The organism is Boseongicola sp., assembly GCF_057460485.1.
Genome location: NZ_JBVCWP010000342.1, coordinates 1 through 3,740, shown reverse-complemented (window position 1 = coordinate 3,740; position 3,740 = coordinate 1). Strand labels below are relative to the sequence as shown.

Genomic DNA, 3,740 nt, shown 5'->3' with positions numbered 1-3,740 from the left:
TCACCGGCCCGAGCCGCCATCCAGTCGCGCGCCGCTGGTCCCTGGCACTTGGGGCATTGCCGGTTCTTGCAGCCGTTGTACGCAATATGTTGGTGGTTGCACTTGGTGCAGGCTGCCACATGCCCACCGAGCGCTTCAGTCCGGCAGGCTTCGATGGCTGACATCACCTTGATCTGGCTCAGGCCGACATGCCCCGTATTGGCCCGCCGCCACGCGGGACCGTATCGTCGGAGTATGTCGGCGACCTCCAGCTTTGCGCGGGGCAAGGCCAGAGCCTCACCCCGGCTGGTTCTTCCGGGTCTGCAGGTTCAGTTGCTTGAGAGCCTCGAACGGGCTGGTCGTGTCTCGGATCATCTTGGTGGCAACTTTGGTGTACTGAGCCGTCGTCGTCAGTTTGGCATGGCCCAGGAGCACCTGAATGACCCGCACATCCGTCCCCGCTTCGAGCAGATGGGTGGCGAAGCTGTGCCTGAGCGTGCGCAGCGTTGCGGGCTTGTAGATCCCAGTCATGCGTTTGGCTGACGTAAAAGCCCGGTTCAATTGGCGGGGCGAGATCGGGTTGGTCTTCGGCTTGCCGGGAAACAGCCAGCCCTCGGGCCACGCCTCACGCCAATACTCACGCAAAAGATCGAGCAGCCCGACCGACAGCATCACCTTGCGATCCTTCCTTCCCTTGCCCTGAACCACATGGATCAGCATCCGGTCGCTGTCGATATCGCTGGTTGTAAGATTGCAAAACTCAGAAGCTCTCAAACCTGCACCATACGAAATGCTGAGCGCGGCACGGTACTTGAGCCCCGGCCCAGGCGCGACCGCCAGAAGCTCGGAAACTTCCTCGGCGCTGAGAACAGCAGGAAGTTTGCGCGGGTGAGTGCGAAACTGCATGTACCGCTTCATCTCCTCGCGCCCACAGGTCATCGAGAAAAAGAAACGCAGGGCGGTGATGCGCGCATTGTAGACCGACGGCGAGACCGCAGCATCCGTCATGTGAAGCTGGTAGGCGCGTAGTTCCTCCGGCGTCGCCGTATCCGGCGAGCGCCCCGGAAACGCGGCAAAATCCTTCACCGCCCGAATGTGTGCCCGCTGGGATTTGTCCCCAAGACCCCGAATACGCATGTCTTCGATCATCCGCTCGCGCAGCGACGTGGTTCTCTCCTCTGTCATTGGAACCTCCTGTCTGTTGACTGAGAAAGCCCCAATCGTGAGACAGGTTGGTCAGTCCGCAAAATGACCTGCGTCAGGCGAGATGCGAACCATCAGCCACAAACGCCATTGCCGCGCGAGCGGCTTCGTCCCTGAGCCCATTTTGACCGGTGCTGCGGTGTGCACGGATGTCAGTTATCGCGAAACAACGACTGATAGCTGGAAGGAGATGTGCGAAGGTGTTTATGGAATGCGCGTCGCATTTTCTCTTGGTCACCGAAACCACATCGCTTCGCGACAACTTTGATGCTGTGATCCGTTTCAACAAGAAGATTTCTCGCAGTGTCTACCCTCATCCTTTCCAATGATCTGGCCGGTGTCAGACCCACGTTCGCCGCATAGCGTCGAGAAAAACTTCGTGAACTCATGGAGCATCTTTCGGCCATATCGCCAACGTTGATGGGCATCGCCAAGTTATCTCGCAACCAATCATGGAGAGCGGCGAATTCGCCCGCTAAATCATGGGTCTGGCGCGCAAGGTCGGAACTGAATTGGGACTGTCCCGCCGACCTGATCATCGGGGTCACCAACGATCTGGCCAAGTGTAACGCCGGACCCGGCCCTAAGTCTTCACGCACTACAGCCAGGGCCATGTCGGTGCCCGCCGTAATCCCAGCTAACGTCCAGATTGGGCCTTCCTTGATGTAAATTGGATCGACCTCCACATTCACCTTCGGAAAACGAGTGGCCAGTAGCTCGCAATCTTCCCAATGCGTCACCGCACGCCGACCATCCAACAATCCAGAAGCGGCTAGCAAAAAAGCACCGCAACAAACTGAACAGGTGCGTCTGGCTCGCTCTGAAAGCGTAGCAACTTGCTCCACCAGTTCTGTATTAGTCTCGGCGGCATTCGCTCCGTCCCCACCAACAATCACCAGGGTGTCGATTTCAATGCCTCGGGATGCATCGCAAAGCTCCGCAAGAGACAGGCTATCCACCTGAACAATTGTGTTGGTTTGAACCAGGCCTCCCTCCACCGACGCGATATAGGTGTTGTAGGCCAGCTCATCTGTTCCGTCCTCGCAAGCGCGGGAAAACACATGCAGTGGCCCCACAAGATCAAGCAAGACGATGCCATCGTAGACCACAAACACAACGTTGCGTTTGTCAGGATCGGGTCTGGGCGTGTTGGCGTGAAAAGGGGGCATATTGTCATTTTTGCGATCAGCCAGACCTTCTATCCAGAGAACAAGACAGTCTAGGAGAATAAAAAATGAGAACTCTTGCTGCCCTTGTTTTTCCGGGTTTCCAAACGCTGGATTACTTTGGCCCCATCGAAATGTTAGGGGATCCCACCTACGAAATTGACGTCATCACTGTTGCCGCTGGGGCCGATCCAGTGCCGAGCCGTCATGGTCAAAGGATTGTTCCAGACATCACGATTGCTGAGCGCACCGAGTATGATTTGCTCTTCATACCTGGCGGCGACAGCGCTCTGGAAGAATGTACCACGCCGGATATCCTTCAGTGGATACGCGATGTGTCAGCAAATGCAGAACGGGTCATGGCGGTTTGTACTGGCACGATTGTACTTGGAATGGCGGGCGTGCTCAATGGCAGGAAGGCTACGACAAACAAGTTAGACTTCACATCAACGGTTCATCTCGCGCCTAAGGTGGATTGGGTAAAGCGGGCAAGATGGGTCAAGAGCGGCAAGTTCTTTACGTCTTCAGGCGTCTCAGCTGGCATAGATATGGCGTTTGGGGCACTCGCGAATCTATACGGTGAGACGAAGGCGGAAGCGACTGCCTTGGAATGTGAGTACAATTGGAACCGGAACCCGAACGAAGATCCGTTTGCAAGACTAGCCGGGCTAGTCTGATACCCCGATGCGGACATTGAAACCGCTGCAGCAAACGGCAGTTCTGTCCGCATGTGAGACATCTGAAAACTGCGCGGCGAACGACTGCTTTGTGGCATTTGGCGCTTTAGAATTTATTGGTCCAGACCCTAGGTTACAAAGGGTGTGTTACTCCGCCACGCGAGGCCCCTCGTCCATCGCCGCCAATTCGCCAAGCGTCACCGGCTTGAGCGGTGGGCGGATGCGATAGTAGCCGGTCGCGTCATGGCTCTGGCGGTTTTCCTCGGCCAGGATTTGCGTCACGCTTAGCCCGCAATAGCGCCCCTGACAGGGGCCCATGCCGGCTCGGCCAAAAGCCTTGGTCTGGTTCGGGCCGATACAGCCAAGCTTGGCATAACCGCGAATGTCCCCCGCCGTCACCTCTTCACAGCGGCAAATGATCGTCTTGTCGGCAGGGGCAAGCGCCTCTGCCAGTGGCGGATAGGCGGCATCCAGAAACGGGCGCGCCGCAAGCTCTTGCGCCATCGCCCGGCGCAGGGGTGCGCCTTCGCCGTCGCGCGCTTCGGCCTCAATCGCGCCCATCCGCGACGCGATGTCCAGCGCCGCCAGACGCCCTGCAAGCGCCGCCGTCTTGGCACCGCCGATCCCGGCCCCGTCACCGGCAATATGCAGATATTCAACCGAGGTGCCGCCAAAGCCGTCAAGCTCTGGCACAAAACACTGTTGCTGCGCGTGC

Annotated in this window: 5 protein-coding genes; 1 reads left to right on the top strand and 4 read right to left on the bottom strand. The window is 57.9% G+C overall.

Going from position 1 to position 3,740, the window contains the following annotated elements; translation table 11 throughout:
* The 3 genes from AC221Y_RS21635 to AC221Y_RS21625 form a co-directional block, all read right to left on the bottom strand.
* A partial coding sequence (locus tag AC221Y_RS21635) for a transposase zinc-binding domain-containing protein (RefSeq protein WP_486708394.1) occupies positions 1-266 on the bottom strand: 266 nt, incomplete at its 3' end.
* A gap of 10 nt (positions 267-276) precedes the next feature.
* Positions 277-1,164, bottom strand: coding sequence for a tyrosine-type recombinase/integrase (locus AC221Y_RS21630; protein WP_486708393.1), 888 nt, complete (start codon positions 1,162-1,164; stop codon positions 277-279).
* A 170-nt stretch (positions 1,165-1,334) separates the two neighbouring features.
* Entirely contained in the window at positions 1,335-2,351 is a 1,017-nt protein-coding gene (locus AC221Y_RS21625; RefSeq protein ID WP_486708392.1) for a GlxA family transcriptional regulator, read from the bottom strand.
* 65 nt (positions 2,352-2,416) lie between these two features.
* Between AC221Y_RS21625 and AC221Y_RS21620 the strand changes: the two genes are divergently transcribed.
* On the top strand, positions 2,417-3,025 hold the full coding sequence (locus AC221Y_RS21620; protein ID WP_486708391.1) for a DJ-1/PfpI family protein: 609 nt from the start codon (positions 2,417-2,419) through the stop codon (positions 3,023-3,025).
* A 147-nt stretch (positions 3,026-3,172) separates the two neighbouring features.
* Here the strand turns inward: AC221Y_RS21620 and AC221Y_RS21615 are convergent.
* A partial coding sequence (locus AC221Y_RS21615; RefSeq protein ID WP_486708390.1) for a (2Fe-2S)-binding protein occupies positions 3,173-3,740 on the bottom strand: 568 nt, incomplete at its 5' end.